The sequence below is a fragment of the Streptomyces sp. NPDC093225 genome, from assembly GCF_044753805.1.
Taxonomy (GTDB): domain Bacteria; phylum Actinomycetota; class Actinomycetes; order Streptomycetales; family Streptomycetaceae; genus Streptomyces.
Map to the genome: position 1 here is coordinate 125204 of NZ_JBIVNX010000021.1, position 16962 is coordinate 142165.

The 16962-nt window shown below is 74.8% G+C and carries 11 protein-coding genes; 4 read left to right on the forward strand and 7 right to left on the reverse strand.

Going from position 1 to position 16962, the window contains the following annotated elements:
• Positions 1 to 38: 38 nt before the first annotated feature.
• On the reverse strand, positions 39 to 1259 hold the full coding sequence (locus ACIQCH_RS20670) for a beta-ketoacyl-[acyl-carrier-protein] synthase family protein (RefSeq protein ID WP_402582788.1): 1221 nt from the start codon (positions 1257 to 1259) through the stop codon (positions 39 to 41).
• Positions 1260 to 1609: 350 nt separating this feature from the next.
• On the opposite strand from ACIQCH_RS20670, the gene ACIQCH_RS20675 reads away from it, so the two are divergent.
• Positions 1610 to 4162 (forward strand): AAA family ATPase, encoded by a 2553-nt coding sequence (locus ACIQCH_RS20675; protein WP_402582790.1) that lies wholly within the window; start codon positions 1610 to 1612, stop codon positions 4160 to 4162.
• Between the two features lie 81 nt (positions 4163 to 4243).
• Here the strand turns inward: ACIQCH_RS20675 and ACIQCH_RS20680 are convergent, their stop codons facing one another.
• On the reverse strand, positions 4244 to 6001 hold the full coding sequence (locus ACIQCH_RS20680; protein ID WP_402582792.1) for a 3-hydroxyacyl-CoA dehydrogenase family protein: 1758 nt from the start codon (positions 5999 to 6001) through the stop codon (positions 4244 to 4246).
• Between the two features lie 44 nt (positions 6002 to 6045).
• Positions 6046 to 7389 carry a crotonyl-CoA carboxylase/reductase gene (gene ccrA, locus ACIQCH_RS20685; protein ID WP_402582794.1) on the reverse strand — a complete coding sequence of 448 codons (1344 nt, stop codon included), beginning with the start codon at positions 7387 to 7389 and terminating at the stop codon, positions 6046 to 6048.
• Between the two features lie 153 nt (positions 7390 to 7542).
• Here ccrA and ACIQCH_RS20690 point away from each other — a divergent pair, with 153 nt between their 5' ends.
• Entirely contained in the window at positions 7543 to 8334 is a 792-nt protein-coding gene (locus ACIQCH_RS20690; RefSeq protein ID WP_402582796.1) for a thioesterase II family protein, read from the forward strand.
• On the opposite strand, the gene ACIQCH_RS20695 is transcribed toward ACIQCH_RS20690, so the two are convergent.
• From ACIQCH_RS20695 to ACIQCH_RS20705, 3 genes are all read right to left on the reverse strand, one after another.
• On the reverse strand, positions 8271 to 9149 hold the full coding sequence (locus tag ACIQCH_RS20695) for a BTAD domain-containing putative transcriptional regulator (RefSeq protein ID WP_402582798.1): 879 nt from the start codon (positions 9147 to 9149) through the stop codon (positions 8271 to 8273). The two genes, ACIQCH_RS20690 and ACIQCH_RS20695, sit on opposite strands and share 64 nt — an antisense overlap.
• A 288-nt stretch (positions 9150 to 9437) precedes the next feature.
• Entirely contained in the window at positions 9438 to 10607 is a 1170-nt protein-coding gene (locus ACIQCH_RS20700) for an aminotransferase class V-fold PLP-dependent enzyme (protein ID WP_402582800.1), read from the reverse strand.
• A gap of 17 nt (positions 10608 to 10624) precedes the next feature.
• Positions 10625 to 11815: a thiamine pyrophosphate-dependent enzyme gene (locus ACIQCH_RS20705; protein WP_402582802.1), complete on the reverse strand. Its 1191-nt coding sequence runs from the start codon at positions 11813 to 11815 to the stop codon at positions 10625 to 10627.
• A 284-nt stretch (positions 11816 to 12099) separates the two neighbouring features.
• Here ACIQCH_RS20705 and ACIQCH_RS20710 point away from each other — a divergent pair, with 284 nt between their 5' ends.
• Positions 12100 to 12828: a DUF72 domain-containing protein gene (locus tag ACIQCH_RS20710; protein WP_402582804.1), complete on the forward strand. Its 729-nt coding sequence runs from the start codon at positions 12100 to 12102 to the stop codon at positions 12826 to 12828.
• Positions 12829 to 12858: 30 nt separating this feature from the next.
• Here the strand turns inward: ACIQCH_RS20710 and ACIQCH_RS20715 are convergent, their stop codons facing one another.
• Positions 12859 to 14310 carry an MFS transporter gene (locus tag ACIQCH_RS20715; protein WP_402582813.1) on the reverse strand — a complete coding sequence of 484 codons (1452 nt, stop codon included), beginning with the start codon at positions 14308 to 14310 and terminating at the stop codon, positions 12859 to 12861.
• A 205-nt stretch (positions 14311 to 14515) separates the two neighbouring features.
• On the opposite strand from ACIQCH_RS20715, the gene ACIQCH_RS20720 reads away from it, so the two are divergent.
• Positions 14516 to 16579 carry a prolyl oligopeptidase family serine peptidase gene (locus ACIQCH_RS20720; protein WP_402582805.1) on the forward strand — a complete coding sequence of 688 codons (2064 nt, stop codon included), beginning with the start codon at positions 14516 to 14518 and terminating at the stop codon, positions 16577 to 16579.
• Positions 16580 to 16962: the final 383 nt, after the last annotated feature.

Consider the following 16962-nt stretch of genomic DNA (forward strand, 5'->3'; position numbering starts at 1 on the left):
TGTCATCTCAACCTTCAATGGGGGGGGTGATTTCGGGATTAGGGCCGGCCGAGCACGAGGGAGACGTTGTGCCCGCCGAAGCCGAAGGAATTGGCCAGCGCGTACTCCCAGCTCCCGGTGCGCGGAGCGCCGCGTACGACGTCCAGTTCGACCTCGGGATCCGGCTCGTCCAGGTTGCGCACGGCCGGGACCGAGCCGTCGCGCAGCGCGAGCAGCGCGGCGATGGCGCCCAACGCGCCGGAGGCGCCCAGCAGATGGCCGGTCATGGACTTGGTCGCGGTGACCACCGGGTGGGTGCCGACGGCCTCGGCGATGGCCCGGGCCTCCGCCACGTCGCCCTGCGGGGTCGAGGTGGCGTGCGCGTGCACGTGGCCGATCCGCTCGGGGGCGACACCGGCGTCGCGCAGCGACATCCGCATCGCGCGGACCTGCCCGACGACGTCGGAGGCGGTGATGTGGGTGGCGCTGGAGCTGATGCCGGCGCCGAGGACGGTGCCGTGCGGGGCGGTCACGCCGCGGGCCCGCGCGTGGTCGGCGCGCTCCAGGACGACCACCGCCGCGCCCTCGCCGAGGACGAAGCCGTTGCGCTTGGTGTCGAAGGGGCGGCAGGCGTGCGCCGGGTCGTCGTTCTGCGTGGACAGGGCCATCATCTGGGCGAACGCGGTGAGCGGCAGCGGGTGCACGCTGGCCTCGACCCCGCCGGCGACAACGATGTCCGCCCGGCCGGAGCGGATGAGGTCCAGGCCGAGGGCGATGGCCTCGGCACCGGAGGCGCAGGCGCTCACCGGGGCGTGCGCACCGGCCTGGGCGCCCAGGTCCATGCTGACCCAGGCGGCCGGCCCGTTGGCCATGAGCATGGGGACGGTGTGCGGCGAGACCCGGCGCGGACCGGAGGTCTCCAGCACGTGGTTCTGGCCGAGCAGCGAGGTCAGGCCGCCGATGCCGGTGCCGATGACGACGGCGAGGCGCTCGGGGTCCGGCTGCGGGGCGCCCGCGTCCGCCCACGCCTCGCGGGCGGTGAGCAGGGCCATCTGCTCCGAGCGGTCCAGCTTGCGCGCTTCGGTACGGGGCATGGCCGCGGCCGGGTCGGTGGTGAGCCGGGCCGCGATGCGCACGGGAAGGTTTTCGGCCCAGCTTTCGTCGAGCGCCGCGATTCCGTTCTCACCGGATTGCATCGCCGCCCACGTCGTGGGCAGGTCGGCGCCGAGCGGTGTCATGGCTCCCAGGCCCGTGGCCCATACCTCAATCGCGTTCTGCATGTATCTGGACGCTAGTCAGCCCATGACTCGGCTGGCAAGTTTTCAATTCGCTCCGCACCCCCTGGTTTTCCAGGCACTAGGGGGTCCCCTATTGGCCCCCTATTACGGGCCCTGCGAATGCCTCTTCCCCTATAGGGGGTGACCATTGGCGGGCTGCCGGCCGACGCCGCACGGAGCCGTCCGCACGGACTCCCCGGACGCGCCCGGAGCGTTCCGCGGGACGCGTCCCGGGCCGGTGTCGGCGGACGGCGGTGCCCGGTGTCCGAAAACGCTCATGGCGTCTCATGTTTTGATCTACCTGAACCACGCAACACAGGCCGGTGAATCCAGCCATCTTGAGGGGAGCGTCCGTGGCAACGGCAGACGGGGGCCGGGCGCGAGAGGTCCTGGACGACCTCTTCGCACGGGCACGCGAGGGACAGGGACGGGCGGTGCTCCTCACCGGGGCCGCGGGCATGGGGAAGACCACCCTCGTCCACGAGCTCCAGGACCACGCGCTGGGCGCGGGGGCGAGAGTGCTCACCGCCATCGCCTCGCGCGCCGAACGCGACCTGTCGATGGGGGTCGTCGGCCAGCTGACGGCCGCCGCGGGGGCGCCCGTCGACACGGCCCTCCCGCCCGCCGGAGCGGGCGGCCCGGCCACCGGGGCGACGCTCCGGGCCGTCGACGCGTTCCACCGCCTCATGCACGGGCTGGCCGAGCGCGACCCCCTCGTCATCACCGTGGACGACGCGCACGAGATGGACGCCGCCTCGCGGCACTGCCTGCTCTACCTGGTCCGCCGGGTGGGCGCCGCCCGGATCCTCGTGGTGCTCGGTGAACGGGCCGACACCTCCCAGCCGGGCTCCGCGCTCACCTCGGAGTTCGTCCGCAACCCCCGCTGTGCGCTGGTCCAGCTGGGGCGGCTGTCCGTCACGGCCACCGCTGCCGTGCTCGCCGCGCTCCCCGGCCCCCGGCCCGCCCCCGAGACCGCGCCGCTGTGGCAGCGGGCCTCGGGCGGCAGTCCGCTGCTGCTGCGGGCCCTGCTGGACGACCGGGCCGACGGCGCCGCCGCGGAGCCGGCCGCCGGCGAGGCGTTCCGGCTGGCGGTGCGCCACCTGCTCGACCAGCTCGACCCGGCCGCCATCCGCACCGCCCACGGCCTGGCCGTCCTGGGGGACGACGCCACCACCGCGGACCTCGACCGGCTGCTGGACCTGCCCGGCGGCACGGCTGCCCGGGCCGTGGCGGCCATGGACGCCCTCGGCCTGACCGAGGACGGCCGCTACCGCGTCCCGGCCGTACGGGCCACCGCGCTGGCGGAGCTGGCACCGCAGGACCGCGCCGCCCTGCACCGGGCCGCGGCCCGGCTGCTCTACCGGCAGGCGGCGACCGGTGAGGTGGCCCGCCACTTGGTCGCCGGCGGTCCGGTGGACGAGAGCTGGGCGCTGGCGGTGCTGCGCGACACGGCCGAGCAGGCCCTGCGGACGAACGACCCCGAGCGTGCCCTGACCTGCCTGCGGGTGGCGCACGACGGCTGCTCCGACCCGCGCCAGCGGGCTCAGGTGCGGGCCGAACTCGTGCAGGCCGAATGGGAGGTGGACCCCGCGGCCGTCCGGGTCCACCTGCCCGGGCTCGTCGAGGACCACCGTGCCGGGCTGCTCGGCCACCGGCAGAGCATCCGCCTCATCGCCCACCTGCTGTGGCACGGCCGGCCCGAGGAGGCGGACGCCCTGTTCGCCGACCTGGACCCGGTGGAGGACCGGTTGCCGGAGGACTCCAAGGCCCAGCTGGAGACGATGCGGGTCTGGTTCGCGCACTCGTACCCCGTGCTCGGGGCCCGCTACCGGGAGCACACGCTGCTGGACGCCGCGGCGCTGCGCCGCAGCGTGGGCGCCCTGGACCCGCAGGCCGACGGCGCGCTGGTGCTCCACGCACTGATGTCGGAGGGGCCGACGGGCTCGGTGCTGGCGACCGCCGAACGACTGCTCCAGGGCGTGGTCCTGCACGATCCGCCGGTGGCCCCGACCATCGCCGCGCTGGCCACGTACGTGCACGCCGCCCGGCTGGACCGGGCCGCGGACTGGTGCGACCTGCTGCTGCGGGAGGCGGAGGGGCGCACGCCGGTGGTCCGCGCGATCCTGGCGGCGGCCAGTGCCGCGGTCGAGAGCCGGCTCGGCAACTTCGAGGTGGCCCGTCGGCGGGCCGACCTCGCGCTGACGCTCGTGGGCCCGACCTCGTGGGGCATCGCCATCGGCGTGCCGCTGGCCGCCAAGGTGCTGGCGTGCACGGCCCAGGGGGACCGGGAGGGGGCCGCCGAGTGCTTCCGGGTGCCGGTGCCCGACGTCATGTTCCAGACCCTGCCCGGACTGCACTACCTGCAGGCGCGGGGCCGCTACCACCTGTCGGTCGGCCGGTACCACGCGGCGCTCGGCGACTTCCACGCCTGCCGGGACCTGATGGCCGCGTGGGACCTGAACGTCTCCACCTCGCTGTCGTGGCGGGTGTACGCGGCCGAGGCGCTGATCGAGCTCGACAGCCCGGCGCAGGCCCGGGAACTGCTGGCGGAGGAGCTGGCCCGGCAGGGCGACGGCAGCGGCGGCAACCCGTGGCTGAAGGAGCGTTCGCTGCAGTTGCTCGACCGGCTGGGGGACCCCCGTCCGGCCGGGTCCGCGGCGGCCGTTCCGGGGCGGGGCGCGCCGGAGGAGAACGGTCCGGAGGAGCTGAGCAAGGCGGAGCAGCGGGTGGCGCTGTTGGCGTCGCAGGGCTGTACGAACCGGGAGATCGCGGCCCGGCTGTTCGTCACGGCGAGCACCGTCGAGCAGCATCTGACCCGGGCGTACCAGAAGTTGGGGGTGCGGGGCCGGGCCGATCTGCCCGCGGTGCTGGGCCGGGTGCCGGCCGGGCGGCCCGCCGACGGGTAGCCGGCCGGGGGCGGGCGGCGGGCTCGCGACCCGCCGCCCGCCCCCGGACCCCTCATGCCGTTCCGCCCCCCGCGGCCGCCGTCAGGCGAGCCGGACCCGGGCGGGCGCGCGCCGGAACCCCTGGCCGCTCTTGCGGCCGAGGCAGCCCCGGGCCACCAGCTGCTCCAGCAGCGGGGGCGGGGCGTACCGGCCGTCGGGGAACTCCTCGTCGAGGCGCCGCAGGATGGCCAGGGAGACGTCGAGCCCGATGGTGTCCAGCAGGGTGAACGGCCCCATGGGGTGGCCGAGCCCCTGCGTGACGGCGGCGTCGACGTGCTCGATGTCGACGTCGTGGCCCTCCCGACCGTCGAGCAGCCGGACCGCGTCGGTGAGGTAGGGGAAGAGCAGGTGGTTCACGAGGAACCCGGCCCGGTCTGCGCACGGGACCACGGTCTTGCCGAGCCGCTCGCAGAAGGCGCGGGCGGTCGCCGCCGCCCGGGCGCCGGTCCCGGGCGTGGTCACCAGCTCCACGAGCCGCATGACCGGGGCCGGATTGAAGAAGTGCAGGCCGAGGACGTCCCCGGGCCGGCCGGCGGCCTCCGCGCAGGCGGCGACCGACAGGCTGGAGGTGGTGGTGGCCAGCAGCGCGCCCGGCTTGCACAGCCCGCCGAGGGTGGCGAACATCCGCTTCTTGAGCGCGAGGTCCTCGGCGGTGGCCTCGATCACCAGATCGCACTCCGCCAGCTCCGCCTGGCGGTCGCCGACTTCGAACAGGCCGAGGGCGGTGCGCTTCTGCCGCGGTTCGATCCGGCCGCGGCGCACGGACGCGGTCAGCGAGGCCTCCACCGCCGCGCGGGCCGCCTCCGCCCGCGCGGGCCCGCGCGCCACCAGGACGGTGCGGAAGCCGGCGACGGCGACGGCCTCCGCGATGCCGCGGGCCATGGTGCCCGAGCCCAGGACGCCGACCCGACGGATGCCGTCGGCGGCGGCCGGGTCGGCCGCGGGACGCTCCGGGGAGTCGAGCGGGCGGCCCCGTTCGTCGTACGCGTAGAACCCGTGGCCCGTCTTGCGGCCCAGCAGACCACTGCCGGCCAGGGACTCCAGCAGGGCCGCCGGGCGGTACGCCTCGTCCCCCGTCCGGGCCAGCAGCCCGGCCAGCCCGGCGCGCACGGTGTCCAGGCCGATCTCGTCCAGGAGCTGGAGCGGTCCGGAGGGCAGCCCGCAGCCCAGCCGCATCGCGGTGTCGACGGCCTCCTGGCCGGCGTACCCCTGCTCGAGGACCCGGACGGCGCGGTTGAGGTACGCGTACAGCAGCGCGGTGACGGCCGCGCCGGGCCGGGCCCCGAGGGGCGCGGCCGCCAGCCCGAGCCCGTCGAGCAGGGCGTCCAGCGTGGCGACGGCGTCGTCGCCGCTCATGGCCGTGCGCAGGGGCTCGACCGTGCCGCCCGGGACGGGCGGGCGCAGCATCCGCAGGCCCAGCGTGCGGGCGGGCCGGCCGGACGCGATCGCCAGATGCGGCAGCGACAGCGAGGCCGACGTGCTGACCAGGACGGTGCGGTCCAGGCAGACGGCGTGCAGCCGGCGCAGCACCTCGGTCTTGCCGGCCAGGTCGTCGGGTACGGCCTCCACGACCACGTCCGCAGCCACCAGGGCGACGGTGTCGTTCGTGAGGGTGTAGCCGCCGGCCCGGCCGGTGCCCGCGGCCGTGCGGGCCCTCATCCGCCGTTCCACCCGCGCCAGGACGTCGGGGTGCTGATCGACGCCGATGACCTCGTACCCGGCGGTGTGCAGCAGGGTGAGCAGGGGCTGGCCGACGGAGCCGAGCCCGACGACGCCCACGACGGATGAGTTGCGCGGCATGACCTCGCTGTGTTCCTTCTCTGCGGTGGGTTGCGGGGGTGGGCTCAGCGTCCGGCGCTGCGGAAGCGGTTGATGGCGTCGAGGTGCCGGGCGCGCATCTCGTGGTCGCGTACGCCCAGGCCTTCGGCGGGGGCGAGGCCGAGGACGCCGACCTTGCCCTGGTGGAGGTTGCGGTGGACCTCGTAGGCGGCCTGGCCGGTCTCGGCCAGCGGGTAGACCTTCGACAGGGTCGGGTGGATCCTGCCCTTCATGACGAGGCGGTTGGCCTCCCACGCCTCGCGGTAGTTCGCGAAGTGCGAGCCCACGATCCGCTTCAGCGACATCCACAGGTACCGGTTGTCGTACTCGTGCCGGTACCCCGAGGTCGAGGCGCAGGTGACGATGGTGCCGCCCTTGCGGGTGACGTAGACGGAGGCGCCGAAGGTCTCGCGGCCGGGGTGCTCGAAGACGATGTCCACGTCCTCGCCGCCGGTCAGCTCACGGATCCTGGAGCCGAAGCGCTTCCACTCGCGCGGGTCCTGGGTCTGCTCGTCCTTCCAGAACGCGTAGCCCTCGGCGCTGCGGTCGATGACCGCCTCCGCCCCCATCCTGCGGCAGATCTCGGCCTTCTCCGGGGAGGAGACGACGCAGACGGGGTTGGCGCCGCCGGCCAGGGCCAGCTGGGTGGCGTACGAGCCCAGGCCCCCGCTGGCACCCCAGATCAGGACGTTGTCGCCCTGCTTCATGCCGGCGCCGTTGCGGGAGACCAGCTGCCGGTAGGCGGTGGAGTTCACCAGACCGGGGCTGGCGGCCTCCTCCCAGCTCAGGTGCTCGGGCTTGGGCATCAGCTGGTTGGACTTCACCAGCGCCAGCTCCGCCAGACCGCCGAAGTTCGTCTCGAAGCCCCAGATCCGCTGCTCCGGGTCGAGCATCGTGTCACCGTGGCCGTCGGCCGACTCCAGCTCCACCGACAGGCAGTGGGCCACGACCCGGTCCCCGGCCTTCCACCGGTTGACCCCCGGCCCGGTCCGCAGCACCACGCCCGCGAGGTCCGAACCCAGCACGTGGTACGGCAGGTCGTGCCGCCGCGTCAGCTCGCTCAGGCGGCCGTACCGCTCCAGGAACCCGAACGTCGGCAGCGGCTCGAAGATCGACGACCACACGGTGTTGTAGTTGATCGCCGACGCCATCACCGCCACCAGGGCCTCGCCCGGGCCCGGCACCGGCGTCGGAACGTCCTGCAGGTGCAACGACTTCCGCGGATCCTTGTCCGCCGTCGCCATGCCTTCGAACATGCCCGTTTCGTCTTTTCTCACGACGCTCCCCCGGTAGTGGTCGGGGAGGCGCAGAGCGGCGAAATCCACGCCCTCGGCGTCGTCGGAAAGGATGGCGCTGACTATTTCTTTCACGGGGCCAGGGTAGGAACGGGGACCCCGGTCCGGAAACCCCGATTTCCCACCCGGGACCCCCCAGAAAGCGGGTAGGGGGGTTGCCCACCGGAAAGCGGCTCCGCCATTCTCGATTCGGCGCACCAGTGAGAACAGGCATGAAGGAAAGTGGAAATGATGGAGAGTCCCGACCACGGCGGCGGCCAGGGCGGCGTCGACACCGGCTCCTGGATCCGCGGGTTCCACCCGGTCCCCGACCCGGCCGCCCGGCTCGTGTGCTTCCCGCACGCCGGGGGCTCCGCCAGCTTCTTCTTCCCGCTCTCGCGCGACCTCGCGCAGCGCGGCGTCGAGGTGCTCCCGGTGCAGTACCCCGGGCGGCAGGACCGGCGGGCCGAGCCCAACGTCCCCGACATGGCCGTGATGGCCGACCGGGTCGCCGAGGCCCTCGCCCCCCACCTGGACCGTCCGTTCGCGCTGTTCGGCCACAGCATGGGCGCCACCCTCGCCTACGAGGTGGCCCGCCGCGTGCAGGACGCCGGCCGGGCGCCCGTCGCCCTGTTCGTCTCCGGTCGACGCGCCCCGCACCGGGTGGTCGACGACGGGCTGCACCTGCTCTCCGACCGGGAGCTGGTCGAGGACATCATGGCCCTCGACGGCACGGAGTCGGGGATGTTCGGCGACCCCGAGCTGCTGGACCTGGTCCTGCCGGCCATCCGCAGCGACTACCGGGCCGCCGAGACCTACCGGTACGTGCCGGGGCCGCAGCTGCGCTGCCCGGTGCACGCGCTGACCGGGTTCTCGGACCCGCGCGTGGGGGTCGGCGAGCTGCACCACTGGGCCGGGTGCACCGACGGGCCGTTCGAGCTCCAGGTCTACCCCGGCGGCCACTTCTACCTCACGGATCACGCCGAGGCGATCACCACGGGGATCGCGGAGCGGCTGGCCGCGGCGACGGCCGCGGCCTGACGGGCGATCCCGGCCGGGCCGGCGGCGGGCCCGGCCGGAGGCACGTCGAGGACGGGGTCCCGCCGCAGGATCGACCGGTGCAGCAGCCGGATCGGGTCGCCCGGCTCCATGCCGAGTTCGGCCACGAGGGTGGTGTGGATCCTGCGGTAGGCCTCCAGCGCCTCGGGCACCCGGCCGCTGCGGTAGAGCGCGAGCATGAGCTGGGCGTGGACGGCCTCCCACATCGGGTGCTCGTCGACGACTTCGTACAGGTCCGCGATCGCGGCCTGGTGGCGTCCCAGCCCCAGCCGCAGGTCGAAGCCCCGTTCCAGGGCGCCCAGGCGCTTCTCGTCGAGGGCGCGGCCCAGTGCGGCGAAGGCCGGCAGCCCGCGCAGGTCGGCCAGGGCGGGGCCGCGCCACAGCGCGCACGCCCGGCTCAGCCGCCGCAGCTCCTCCTCGGGCTCCGGGACGGGGCCCGCGCCGGCCGGTGCGCCGCGGTAGGGGCCGCCCTCGCACAGCGCGTCGAACCCGCGCAGGTCCAGCCGCTCCGGCTCCAGCTCGAAGACGTACCCGTGCGGCTTGGTGACCAGGCGGCCGGCGAGGTCGCCGTGCTCGTCGAGGAACTTGCGCAGCTTGGACACGTACACCTGCAGCGCCGTGCGGGCCGTGCGGGGCGGATCGCCCGCCCACAGCGCGTGGGTCAGGGACTGCCTGGAGACGACCGTGCCCGACTTCACGCACAGGAGCGCCAGGAGGCAACGGAGCTTCTCCGGCTGCGGCGTCACCACCCGTCCGCCGGCTTCGACCTCGATCGGTCCCAGGACCTTGAATTGCACGTCACATTCCCCTGTTTCCGCTGCCTGCACTCCGTCAGCGTCCGCCAGTCGAACATGACTCGAGGGGGCGGTCAACCCCAATCGAGAGCGGTCGGTGAACGGTCCCGACCGGTAGGGGGATCCCCAGAATTGTGCCGTCCGACGGCGGAGGAAAACGGCCTCGCCGAGCCCGGAATTACCCGCCGATGTCTCCGTCCGGACCATTGTGGAAAGGGCCTTGCCAAAGGCGCCGTGGCGCACGACCACGACCACGACCGCGGCGGGGAATTCCGGTGGGGCGGCGGTCGGCTACCCGCCGGTGCCGGCGGGCAGTTCGGTGGCGAGCACCGCGAGGAGGCGGTCGACGTCCGCCGCACCCATCGGGCCCGTCGTCGACAGCCGGAAGAACCCCTGCGCGAGCGGTCCCTGGCACGGGCGGATGACGAACCCCGCCCGCTTCAGCACCTCGTGCAGCCGGTCGTACGTCATGCCCTCCGGCAGGTGGACGGCGGTCAGGCCCACCGCCGGGCGCGCGGAGGCGAGCAGCCCCAGGCCGAGCCGGGCCAGCCCGGCGCGCAGCCGCTCGGCGACCGCCCGGTACCGGTCGCCGCGGGCCGCGACGCCCTCCGCGAGCACCAGGTCGAGGGCCGCCTCGAAGGCGTGGAAGAGCGGCACGGCGGGGGTGAACGCGGGTGCCCGGTCCCCCTCCTGCGCCCGGTAGTGGCGGTGCAGGTCGAGGTAGTAGCCGCGCCGCGGGTGTCCGGCGAGCCCCTCGAAGGCCTCCCGCCGGGCGCACACGAACGCCAGGCCCGGCACGCCTTCCAGACACGTGTCGGCGGTGCCGACGAGCCAGTCGATGCCGTCGCGCGCGATGTCGACGTCCTCCGCCCCGACGCTGCCGACGGCGTCCACGACGGTGCGACGGCCGTGCGCGCGGGCCACGGCGGCGACGGCCGCGACGTCGTTGAGCACGCCGGTGCTGGTCTCGTGGTGGACGACCGCGACGTGCCCGAGCGTGGGATCGGCGGCCAGCAGCCGGCCGATCAGGTCGTGGTCGATCGCGGCGCCCCAGCCCAGCTGGAGCCGCCGGCTGCGGATGCCGTGCGAGACCAGGACGGCGTGCAGGCGCTCGCCGTAGTGCCCGTTGTCGATGACGAGCACGCCGCCGTCGGCGGGCACGGCCGACGCGAGGGCCGCCTCGAGGGCGGCGGTGCCCGAGCCGGTCAGGACGACCGCGGTGTGCTCCGCGCCGCCGCCGCAGACGGCGGTGACCTTCTCGCGGACCCGGGTCATCAGGTCGCCGAACTCGGGTTCCCGGTGGCACAGGTCCGGCCCGCCGAGCGCCCGCCGCACGGCCGGGTCGGTGTTCGCGGGGCCGGTGTTCGCGGGGCCGGTGTTCGCGGGGGCGGGGTTCGCGGGGGCGGGGTTCGCGGGGGCGGGGTCCATCAGGACGGGCCGGCCGGCGGGGTACGGGCTCATGCGCAGACCTCCGTCGCTCACCGGGCGGCGGACGCGGGCGCCGCCGGCGTGGGCCGGCCGGGCCGCGGGTCGGCGCCGGGCGCGATCCGGACCCGTACGAACGCCGGTCCGGGGGCCGCCAGTTCGGCGGCGAGGGCGGCGGCCAGCGCGCCGGGGCCGGTCACCTCGGTGGCGGAGCAGTAGCCGCAGGCCGCCGCGATCTCGGTGAAGTTGATCTCCGCGGAGCCGGTGGGGCTGCCACCGGTGACGCCGCGCGCCCCGTACGCCCCGTACGCCCCGTCGTCCAGGAGCACGTGCAGCAGGTTCGGCGGGGCGAGGCGGCCGATGGCCGCCATGGCCTCCAGCCGCACGGGGGCGCCGCCGTCGCCGTCGAGGACCACCACGCGGCGGTCGGGGGCGTTCAGCGCGACGCCGAGGGCCATGCCGGGGGCGCAGCCCGCCGGGCCGACGACGTACGGGGTGCCCGGCCGGCCCCGGTCGCGCTCCAGTGCGCGGGCGGTCCGTCCGGCGGTGGCGACGACCAGGGCGTCCTCGCCGACCGCGCGCACGACGTGGCCGACGGCCTCGGTGCGGAGCATCGGCCCGACGCCACCGGGGGAGGCGACCGCCGCGACCGGCCCGGCCGGCGGCCCGGTGCGGGGCGCGACGGCCTCCGGCGGCACGATGAAGGCGAAGGGCCGCCCGGTCTCGTGCAGATGTGCCGCGGCGGCGGCCAGCCGGTCGCGCAGGGCCTCCTCGCCGGTCGGGAACGGCTCGTGGCGGATGCCCATGGCGGTCAGCAGCTCGGGGGCGATCCGGCCCATGAGCTCGTGGTGCGGCTCCTCGGCGGTGCCCGGCCCGCCGCGCCGGGTGACCAGCAGGAGGACGGGCAGCCGGAGCGTGACGCAGAGCGAGGTGAGGGGGTCGACGGCGTTGCCGAGTCCCGAGGCCTCCAGGATGACCACCGGCAGCCGGCCGGCGAGCCGCGCGCCGGCGGCGACGGCGACGGCCTCGCGCTCGTCCGCGGCGGCGGTGTACCGACCGGGGCGGCGCTCCTCGAGCACGCCGACGACCGGGCCGAGCCGGGAACGGGGGGCACCCGCGTACGGGCCGAAGCCCGCCCCCTCGAGGAGGGCGACCACCCGCTCGGGGTCGAGGCCCGCGCCGACGCTCCGCACCGCCCCCGGCCGTGCGGGAAGGTCCCGCGGGCTCGGCGCGACTTCCGACATGCTCGTCCCGTCCCCGCTCCAAGGGGCCCTGGCGGCCCCGGTCGACCTGCCACGCTAGGAGCGGCGTACGGCCCCCCGCAACGGCCGCAGGCACTGTTTCAGCGCCCGTGCCGCCATGGCGCAAGCAGGGTTTTTGCACCGCCCGCGGCCGCCCTTTAATCGTGCTTTAGCGCGCCCGGTGCGCCGGTCGCGTCGGCGGGCGCGTAGGAGGTCCGCCCCGGGGTAGGCGCCGCGCGGGGGACCGAGCCGGCGACCGTGCCGGACGAGCGGAGGCGGGTGGGACCGTGGCCGTGCGCGTGGGGACCTCCGGATGGCAGTACCGGGACTGGGCGGGGGGCGCGTTCTATCCGTCCGGGTGCCCGCAGCGGGCGTGGCTGGAGGAGTACGCCCGCCGGTTCGCGACCGTGGAGAGCAACAACGCCTTCTACCGGCTGCCCGAGCGGGCCACCTTCGCCTCGTGGCGGGAGCGCACGCCCGCGGGGTTCGTGTGGGCCGTGAAGGCCAGCCGGTTCCTGACCCACGTCAAGCGCCTGCGGGACCCGCAGGAACCGGTGCGGCGCCTGCTCGACCGGGCGGCCGGACTCGGGGACCGGCTGGGTCCGGTGCTGCTGCAGCTGCCGCCCACCCTGCGGGCCGACCCCGAGGCCCTCGACGCCGTGCTGCGGTGCTTCCCGAGCCGGGTGCGGGTGGCGGTGGAGCCGCGGCACGACTCCTGGTGGGACGAGGAGGTGCGGGACGTCCTCACGGCGCACGGCGCCGCCCTGTGCTGGGCCGACCGCGACTCGCGGCCCGTCACCCCGCTGTGGCGCACGGCGGACTGGGGCTACGTGCGCTTCCACGCCGGCCGCGCGCAGCCGCCGCCCCGGTACGGGCGGACGGCGCTGCGGAGCTGGGCGGGCCGGATCGGGGACACCTGGCCGGCCACGGCCGAGGTGTACGCGTACTTCAACAACGACCGGGGCGCGGCCGCGGTCCGCGACGCGGAGGCCTTCCGCCGGCTGGTGGAGGGATGACCGGGCGACGGCCCGGGGACCCGGGCGCGGTCAGGCGCCGGGCATCGGCCCGTGGTTGCCCTTGAGCCGCTCGATGTCGTCGGGGCGGACCTCGATGACGAAGAAGGCGATCAGGGCGCCCACGACGGAGAAGGCCGCGGCCGCGATGAAGGCGCGGGTGACGCCGTAGGTGAGGACCTGGTCGCCCCACGGGTCGGGCAGCTGCTGGGTGCGCGCGAAGTACAGCTTCTGCGCGGGCGAGCTCTCCCGCAGGAAGACGGGGACGACGTTCTGGGCCTCGGTGCGGCTGGCCGTGCCGAAGACGGTGACCAGGATCGACAGGCCGAGCGAACCGCCCACCTGCTGCATGGCGTTCAGCAAGCCGGAGGCGGCGCCGGACTCCTGGTCGGGCACCCGCGAGAGGGCCATCAGGGTCAGCGAGACAAACTGCAGGCCCATGCCGGCGGCGAAGACGAGGATCGGCCCGAGGATGCTGCCCAGGTACGTGGAGTCGATGTCGCACTGCGTCAGCCAGGTCAGGCCCGCGGCGGCGAGCAGCGCGCCGACCACCATGAAGGGCTTGGGCCCGAACCGCGGCAGCATCTGCGAGGTGAACCCGGCGGCGACCGCGATGACCGCGCTCACCGGCAGGAAGGCCAGGCCGGCCTCCAGCGGGCTGAAGCCGAGGACGTTCTGCACGAAGAGCGTCAGGAAGAAGAACATGCCGAAGATCGCGCAGGCGAGCATGAGCATCATGCCGTAGGTGCCGGCGCGGTTGCGGTCGGCGAACATGTGCAGCGGTGTGATCGGTTGCGTGGAGCGCCGCTCGATGAAGACGAACGAGGTCAGCAGGATGATCGCGGCGGCGAAGGACCCGAGGGTGAGCGGGTCGCGCCAGCCTTCCTGGGCCGCCCGTATGAAGCCGTAGACCAGCGCCACCATGCCCAGCGTGGCGGTGAGTGCGCCCGCCAGGTCGAAGTGGCCGGTGTGCCGCTCGGACTCCTTGATGACCCGGGGGGTGGCGAAGGCGATGAGGGCCGCGATGGGCACGTTGACGAAGAAGATCCAGCGCCAGTCGAGCCATTCGACGAGGATGCCGCCCAGCAGCAGGCCGATCGCGCCGCCGGCGGCCGAGACGCCGGCGAAGACGCCGAACGCCCGGTTGCGGGCCGGGCCTTCGGTGAAGGTGGTGGTGATCAGTGCCAGGGAGGTGGGGGACGCGATGGCGCCGCCGACGCCCTGGAGGGCGCGTGCGGCGAGCAGTTCCCAGTCGTTCTGCGCGAGACCGCCGAGCAGGGAGGCCAGGCCGAAGAGCAGGACGCCGAACATGAACACGCGGCGGCGGCCGAGGATGTCACCGGCTCGGCCGCCGAGGAGCAGCAGACCGCCGAAGGTCAGCGTGTAGGCGTTGACCACCCAGGAGAGGCTGGTGGTCGAGAAGTTCAGCGCCGTCTGGATGTGCGGCAGCGCGATGTTCACGATCGTGATGTCGAGAACGATCATCAACTGGCAGGAGGCGATGACGAACAGGGCGAGCCCGTTCCCGTCTCCGCGGACCTTGCCGTCGGTCCCGGTGGTGGTCGGCTGGGCACTCGGTTCCACCCTTTCGACGGTATGCCCCGTGCGCAGGTGCCACCACTCGGCCATACTTCGCTCCCACCGCCCCGGGGGTGGGCTGGTGCAATTTCACATGTCACACTCTTGTGCCATGGACCACAAGGACCCGTACCTCGACCTCTCGGCCCGCACCGGCCGCTTCGCGTACGGCGCCCCGCGCGCCGCCGCCTTCGGCGCGGCCGGCCGGCTGCTGTACTTCCTGCGCTCGACCGGCCCCACGGACCCGGTCGAGGGCCTGTGGGTGCTCGACACGGCCGACGGCACCGAGCGCCTGCTGGCCGACCCCGCCGCCCTCGTCCCGGGGCCGGGCGAGCTGCCGCCCGCCGAGCGCCGACTGCGCGAGCGGGTCCGGCTGTGGGCCCCCGGCATCGGCTCCTTCGCCCTCGCCGGCGACGGCACGAGCGCCGTCTTCGCCCTGTACGGGCGCCTGTTCCAGGCGTTCGCCGACGGTACGCAGGCCAAGGAGCTGGACGCCGCCGGCCCCGTCTTCGACCCCCGCCCCAACGCCGACGGCTCCCGCGTCGCGTACGTCACCGGCGACGCCCTGCACACCGTGCCCGGCGGCCGCGTCACGCCCGACGACGGGGCCCGCTGGGGCGTGGCCGAGTTCGCCGCCGCCGAGGAGCTGGGCCGGCCCCGGGGCCACTGGTGGTCGCCGGACGGCGTGACGCTGCTGGCCGCCCGGGTGGCCGAGGGCGCGCTGGAGCGGCGGTACTTCACCGACCCGGCGCACCCCGAGCGGGCCCCGGAGTCCTTCGCCTACCCGAAGGCGGGCGGCCCCAACGCGGACGTGCAGCTGTGGGTGTTCGGCCCCGACGGCCGCCGGGTGCGGCTGGAGTGGGACGCGGAGGCGTTCCCCTACCTCTCGGACGCGGGCTGGGAGTGCTCCGACGAGATCCTGCTGACCGTCCAGGACCGGCTCCAGCAGAACGTCCTGCTGCTCACCGCCGACCCGGCCACCGGCCGCACCCGCGAGCTGTCCCGCACCACGCACCCGCAGTGGGTGGACCCGCTGCCCGGCACCCCCGCCCGCCTGACCGGCCGCCGCCTGCTCACCGCCGCCGACACCCCCGGCGGAGCCGCCCGGGCCCTCGCCCTGGACGGCCTGCTGCTCACCGGCGCCGGCATCCAGGTCCGCCGGGTGCTGGGCGAACACGCGAACGCCCTGCTGATCGAGGCGGGCACCCGGGACCCCTCGGAACAACAGGTACTCCTCGTCTCCCCGGACACCGGGGCCGTCACGCCCCTCGCGGACGGCCCGGGCGTCAACTCGGCGCTCGCCTCGGACGGCGCACTGCTGCTGACCTCGGCCGGCCCGGACGGCGTACGCCGCACCGTACGCACGGCCGACGGCCGCGAGTTCACCCCGCGCGACCTGTCCGAACCGCTCCCCCACCACGTCGTCCCGCGGCTCGCCCGGGTCACCGAGCGGGGACTGCCGACCGCACTGGTGCTGCCCCGCGGGCACGTGGCCGGCCACCGCCTCCCGGTCCTGCTCGACGTCTACGGCGGCCCCGGCTACCAGGCCGTGTCGGCCGAGCCCCGCCGCTGGCAGCAGCGCCAGTGGTGGGCCGACCAGGGCTTCGCCGTGGTGACCACCGACAACCGGGGCACCCCGTTCGTCTCCCCCGCCTTCACCCACGCCGTGTACCGGGGCTTCTCGGCGGTGACGCTGGAAGACCAGGTCGACGCACTGCGGGCCCTCACCGACCGCGAGCCCGACCTCGACCTCGACCGGGTGGGCGTCCGCGGCTGGTCGTACGGCGGCTACCTGGCCGCCATGGCGGTACTACGCCGCCCGGACGTCTTCCACGCCGCCGTCGCCGGCGCCGCCCCGACCGACTTCCGCCTCTACGACACGGCGTACACCGAGCGCTACCTGGGCCTGCCGCAGGAGAACCCCGAGGTGTACGAAGAGGACTGCCTGCTCAAGGACGCGGCGCACCTCACCCGCCCCCTCCTCCTCGTCCACGGCCTGGCCGACGACAACGTCCACCCCTCCCACACCCTCCTCCTCTCCCAGGCCCTCACCACGGCCGGCCGCCCCCACCAACTCCTGGCCCTCCCCGGCGTCACCCACATGACCCCGAACGGCGTGGACGAACAACTACTAGCCCTGGAACGCGAGTTCCTCGTGCGCGAACTCGGCGCCTGAACGCCCCCGAACCCGCCTGACCCCAGCCACACCCGACCACCCGACCACCCGAACACCCGACGACCGAGGGCCCGACGACCGACCACCGAGGGCCCGACCACCCGACGACACCCACGACCAAGGGCCCGGAGCGGCATCCGGACGCATCACCAGCGTCCGTCAACCACTCCGGGCCCTCACACGTCGGGCGACCGCCGCGCTCACCGCGGCCACCTCCAGCGACGTCCGCGAATCCCTCGGCATTGCCGGTGGGTCACGTGGTGTGTGGGGGAGCCGCTTGACAGACCGTGGCAGGCTGGTCCGGAGGCAGGCCCGGGCCTGGGGTGGCCGAAGGCCAGGGCGAAGCCCCGAAGCCCCAGGGGTGGGCCTGCCGCAGGGCCTGC

What these genes read in the sequence shown, in the direction of transcription:
- ACIQCH_RS20700 (WP_402582800.1), bottom strand. Translation starts at nt 10,607, where the DNA reads ATGAGCCCGTACCCCGCCGGCCGGCCCGTCCTGATGGACCCCGCCCCC.
- ACIQCH_RS20715 (WP_402582813.1), bottom strand. Translation starts at nt 14,310, where the DNA reads ATGATCGTTCTCGACATCACGATCGTGAACATCGCGCTGCCGCACATC.
- ACIQCH_RS20705 (WP_402582802.1), bottom strand. Translation starts at nt 11,815, where the DNA reads ATGTCGGAAGTCGCGCCGAGCCCGCGGGACCTTCCCGCACGGCCGGGG.
- ACIQCH_RS20720 (WP_402582805.1), top strand. Translation starts at nt 14,516, where the DNA reads ATGGACCACAAGGACCCGTACCTCGACCTCTCGGCCCGCACCGGCCGC.
- ACIQCH_RS20680 (WP_402582792.1), bottom strand. Translation starts at nt 6,001, where the DNA reads ATGCCGCGCAACTCATCCGTCGTGGGCGTCGTCGGGCTCGGCTCCGTC.
- ACIQCH_RS20690 (WP_402582796.1), top strand. Translation starts at nt 7,543, where the DNA reads ATGATGGAGAGTCCCGACCACGGCGGCGGCCAGGGCGGCGTCGACACC.
- ACIQCH_RS20670 (WP_402582788.1), bottom strand. Translation starts at nt 1,259, where the DNA reads ATGCAGAACGCGATTGAGGTATGGGCCACGGGCCTGGGAGCCATGACA.